This is a genomic window from Oribacterium sp. (genome assembly GCF_057249185.1).
The window spans coordinates 1-4,224 of sequence record NZ_DBHIGR010000180.1 but is presented as its reverse complement, the minus strand read 5'-3'; the positions used below and the strand labels follow the sequence as shown (position 1 = coordinate 4,224).

At 40.3% G+C, this 4,224-nt stretch carries 5 protein-coding genes and 1 pseudogene; all 6 read left to right on the top strand.

Going from position 1 to position 4,224, the window contains the following annotated elements; translation table 11 throughout:
- Nucleotides 1-365, top strand: a pseudogene (locus ACO4PX_RS08940) (hypothetical protein); the annotation flags it as partial.
- Nucleotides 366-371: 6 nt separating this feature from the next.
- On the top strand, nucleotides 372-731 hold the full coding sequence (locus ACO4PX_RS08935; RefSeq protein WP_485572332.1) for a diacylglycerol kinase: 360 nt from the start codon (nucleotides 372-374) through the stop codon (nucleotides 729-731).
- A 98-nt stretch (nucleotides 732-829) separates the two neighbouring features.
- Complete coding sequence (locus ACO4PX_RS08930) at nucleotides 830-1,420, top strand: CDP-archaeol synthase (protein ID WP_485572331.1); 591 nt, start codon at nucleotides 830-832, stop codon at nucleotides 1,418-1,420.
- 65 nt (nucleotides 1,421-1,485) lie between these two features.
- Nucleotides 1,486-2,088, top strand: coding sequence for a CDP-alcohol phosphatidyltransferase family protein (locus ACO4PX_RS08925; RefSeq protein ID WP_485572330.1), 603 nt, complete (start codon nucleotides 1,486-1,488; stop codon nucleotides 2,086-2,088).
- Nucleotides 2,089-2,099: 11 nt separating this feature from the next.
- On the top strand, nucleotides 2,100-3,113 hold the full coding sequence (locus ACO4PX_RS08920) for a phosphatidylserine decarboxylase (protein ID WP_485572329.1): 1,014 nt from the start codon (nucleotides 2,100-2,102) through the stop codon (nucleotides 3,111-3,113).
- Nucleotides 3,100-4,065: a UbiA prenyltransferase family protein gene (locus tag ACO4PX_RS08915; protein WP_485572328.1), complete on the top strand. Its 966-nt coding sequence runs from the start codon at nucleotides 3,100-3,102 to the stop codon at nucleotides 4,063-4,065. The genes ACO4PX_RS08920 and ACO4PX_RS08915 overlap by 14 nt, the downstream gene beginning before the upstream one ends.
- Nucleotides 4,066-4,224: the final 159 nt, after the last annotated feature.

The following is a 4,224-nucleotide window of genomic DNA, read 5'->3' as shown; positions in this document are numbered from 1 at the left end:
TAAAGTATATTGTAGATGAAGAAATGGTCTTTTTGGCTTATGATAAGGAGGAGCTGAAGGGCTTTTTCCTCTGTCTTCCGGACTATGGAAATCTTTTGCAAAAGCCTCTCAATCCGCTTCTTCTTTTGCAAATCCTTTTTCGGAAAAGAAGGCCAAGCTGCTATATTCTTTTATATTTGGCAGTGAAGAAGGGTTCAGAGGGACTGGGCTTGGCCTTTTCCCAGCTGGCAACCGAAGTACTGAAAAGAAAAAAGGCCAAGTCTATCGCGGCACTGATTCAAAAAGGGAAGGCCAGCGAAGGCTATTTTCAGGATAAATGTGTTTCCGCTAGAGAGTATGTATTGTTAGCAAAGGAGTTTTCATAAACTTAGATGAAGAACATCACGTTTCGGCAAAGTGTGCTATGCGCCATTAAGGGACTTTATTTCGGATTAAAGACGGAAAAAAACTATAAATATTATCTGGGGATTAACCTGGTGTTTTTTCTATTGGATTTCTTTTATTTGAAGGTGGATTTGGCTACCTGGTATGCAGTGATTTTAAGCTCTGCCGGGGTCTACGGTATGGAATGTGTCAATACCGCGGTGGAGCATCTTTCGGATTTTATTACCAAGGAACAGCACCCGGAGATTAAGGTAACCAAGGATTTGGCAGCTGCAGGTGTGCTTTGCTTCGGCATTGCTTTCTTTCTGATTCAGGGCATTGCCATTGGAAAATATTTTTTAGGCTAAGAGCAAACTCTCTTTACTTATGATGAAAGCTTACCGGGAAAGGATGCTGAAAAATCAGGATAGCGAAGAAAGTTTTTCTTATAGGAGGATAGACGATATTGCAGTGGATTATGTCTTTATACATCACCATGTTTCCAGTGATTCTGGCAGGCGTTTTCAATATGCTATTTCTGAAAATTCCATTTTTGAAAAGTCGTTGCAGACCTATTGACGGCGGAAAGAACTGGACAGATGGAAAACGGATTTTTGGGGACAGTAAAAGCATTTTGGGTTTTATTTTAATGACGGTTCTTGCAGGCATACTGGAAGTCTTTTGGGGCTTTCTTTTGCAGGGCTTGGGACAAAATAATTGGAGTCTTTTGTATTTGTGTTTTGAAAATACACCTGCCTTTAATTTTCTGATTGGCATGCTTTTCGGCTTTTTGTATATGCTCTTCGAACTGCCCAATAGCTTTATCAAAAGGAGGCTTTCGGTTTCCGCGGCAGAGCAGGGAGACAGAAGGATAGGGCTAAAGCTGTTTTTCTTTATTTTGGATCAGATTGATTCCATGTTCGGAATTATGCTTTGTCTTGGTATTCTGGCGCATCTGACACCGGCACAAACTGTATTTGCGATTTTCCTGGGAGGACTTACCCATGTTCTCGTGAACTGCCTACTGATTCTTTTTAGGGTGAGGAAATATTTATAATTGAGTTGCGGAGATATGAATACATACACGAAGAATAAGTTGTTGAATGAGTTGAGGAAATATTGATGAAGAAAATTTTTCTTGGGGTCTATCATCCCAGTGTACTTTTAACCTATCTTGGGCTTTCTATTTCTTTATACGGAATCTTCTTTTCGAAAAGTTTGGCCTTTTCTTTGATTTTGCTGATCTTAGCCGGACTTTGCGATACCTTTGACGGCATGGTAGCCAATGCGTTTCAAAGAAATGATTTGGAAAAAGCCTTCGGGGTGCAAATTGATTCTTTATCGGATCTTATTTCCTTTGGTGTGTTTCCGGTACATATTTATCTTCAGTATTTTGCCAAGTTCGGTGTCTTTTCTTTTCTGCTTTCAGTGCTATATCTTCTTTCCGAAGTAACCAGACTTGCTTATTTTAATGCCAGTGGAGGAGAAAAGAAGGATTATTTTACCGGCCTTGCGGTGACCTACGCTTCCTTTTTTATTCCTCTTTATGGATTATTCAGCATATATTTTTCCATAGAGAAAATTCTTCCGGGAGAGCTTTTGTATGCTTTACTGGCTTTTTTCTTCGTCTTTAACTTCAGGATGAAAAAGCCTAGTTTGAAAATCCGAATCGGTCTTTTACTTTTGGCTGTTCTCTTTGTGATTTTGCTGGTGAGAAAGCTATAGGGGAGAGGACTATGAGTAACGAGCAAAAACAAAAAGAGCAAAACGCCCCTTCCATTATCGAGCGAAAAACAGGAAGAGTGATTCAAGAAGAGGAGTATGGGCAGAGAGCCATTTATTTTTTGTACCATCATTTTCTTGGAAGACTTCTTCTTAAAATGATTTTTGCCCGTCCCTATTTTTCTTTTCTTCAAGGCTTGTATTACAATAGCTTTCTTTCTAAAAAAGATATTGCGTCCTTTGTAGAAAAATACGGACTTTCCAAAGAGCTTTTAAAGAAGAATTATCAGAGCTTTGGGGCTTTCTTTTCCAGAAAAGAAGCCGTGAATTTACGGGAGGCCGGGAAAGAGAATACAAAGGAAAATGGAGAGGCATGGAAGGAAAAGTTACGGGAGAAAGGACAGGCAGGAAAGCAAGCTTTCTATGCAACAGCTTCCGGAAAGCTTCTGGCCTATAAAATAGACCAAGAAGGACAAATCATTTTCTCCGGCAGTGAAAACAATGGGGAATCTAATCTCCTTCCTTTGGAAATCAAGGGAAATTACTATTCAATCGAAAAAATTCTGAAGGCTCCCTGTCCGGAATTTTTGAAAGGCGGAACGCTATTGGTTTTTCGCCTGAGCTTGCCGGATTATCATCGCTACATTTTCCCGGCAAGGGGAAGACTTTTAAGAACAAAGAAAATCAAAGGAAGGCTGGATAGCGTGCGTAAAGAGGCCGCCCACTTTAAAGCATTTTCCGAAAATAAAAGAGAAATCAGTCTTTTGGAGTTGGAAGGCATGGGAAAAATCCTCCATGTAGAAGTGGGGGCAATGCTGGTGGGGCATATTCATAACCATAGGGCAAATCAGCTTCCTTTTCGCTTTCAAGCAGGAGAGGAAAAGGGCTATTTTTCTCTGGGGGGCTCGACTATTGTGGAACTGCTCAGTGAGAAAATTGTGATTGATGAGGACCTTTTTGAGAATACGAATAAAGGCTTGGAAACGAAGCTGGAAATCGGGGAAAGGATAGGCTATGGAAAGGCTTAAACGATTAAATATTTACTTTAAGGAAATGTATCCCATACTGCCAAGACTGGGACTGGGCGTAATGATTTTTCTGGAAATCTACTTTATTGTGCTCTTAAATCATGGGGTGGGAAAGGAGACGCTTCTTTCGTTTCAGACGGTGGAGGGACAGTCGGCACTTTACAGCTTTTTTGTGCAGCATGATATTTTGGGGATGCTGATTTGCAGTTTTACGGTTTTTAGCTTCTTGCTTTGGCTGAGAATCGCGGATGACTTTAAGGACTACGAGCTGGACAAACGGCTTTTTGCCTTTCGTCCTCTTCCCTCAGGAAGAGTTACAAAGACGGATTTACGAATATTTGCCACCATTCTCATTTCCTTTACCCTGCTGATTAACTTTCTTTTTATGAAGAATTTTATCTTCTGCTTTATTCTTTACACCTATGGAAGCTTAATGGCGGTGTGGTTTTTCCAAAAGCATAAGATTGCAAAGTCCCTTCCTCTGGCTCTTGTTACCCATAATCCGGTGCAGATTCTTTTAAACCTTTACGTAATTTCTTATGCCATTATGAAATACAAATTGCCGATCTTGGATATTACCAATTTCATGGCGGTGCTTACCCTGTATTTTCCGGCCCTCATTTGGGAGATTTCCAGAAAGATTCGGGCGCCGAAGGAGGAAACGGAGTATGTGACCTATTCCAAGCTTTTCGGCTATAAAAAATGTATTCGCTTTGTCTTTATTTTGACCTGGGTAGACATTTGCACGAACTTCATCCTGGTATGGAGACTGAGCCGACTGTCCGTTTTGGCGCTTTTCCTAAATGCTTTATGGTGCTCCTACTGCTTCTATGACTATGCAAAAAGTCCGGGGCGCTATCGCATCGTGTCCAAGGTGGAAAGATACACCTATATTCAGGAAAGTCTGATGATTTTAACGATAGTGGGATATTTGATTTTCGGAAGAATTTAGAATGTTGGTTTTGGGAAAATTTATTATAGCTATCTAAAATTGGAGTATAATAGAGTGGTCAAGACATATTAAAGGTATAGAGTACAACACGATAGCTATAGAGCAAAAGGAGAGATATTATGGAATTACAGGATTTTACGGAAAAGGAACAGGAGCAAA